At 67.1% G+C, this 368-nt stretch carries 1 protein-coding gene; it reads left to right on the top strand.

What is annotated here, in order from left to right; all coding sequences use genetic code 11:
• The coding region (locus tag G5B56_RS19760) for a pyruvate formate lyase family protein (protein WP_404947966.1) at window positions 1-368 on the top strand (368 nt) is incomplete at both ends.

Genomic DNA, 368 nt, shown 5'->3' on the forward strand with positions numbered 1-368 from the left:
GACGCCCCGCTCAAGCGCGCGATCATGCCCAACGGCGGTCTGCGCATGGTGCAGTCGGGCCTGAAGGCCTACGGCTTCGAGAGCGACCCGACGGTCGACGAGATCTGGACCAAGTACCGCAAGAGCCACAACCAGGGCGTCTTCGACGTCTATTCGACCGAGATCTCCAAGGCGCGCAAGTCGGCCATCCTGACCGGCCTGCCCGACGCCTACGGGCGCGGGCGCATCATCGGCGACTACCGCCGCGTGGCGCTGTACGGCGTCGACGCGCTGCGCAAGTTCAAGCAGCAGGAATACAAGGACCTGGACAGCCGCGACTTCAGCGAAGACGTGCTGCGCCTGCGCGAGGAGCTCTCCGAGCAGGGCCG

Source organism: Rubrivivax sp. JA1026 (genome assembly GCF_011065555.1).
In the GTDB taxonomy this organism is placed as follows: Bacteria; Pseudomonadota; Gammaproteobacteria; order Burkholderiales; family Burkholderiaceae_C; genus Rubrivivax; species Rubrivivax benzoatilyticus.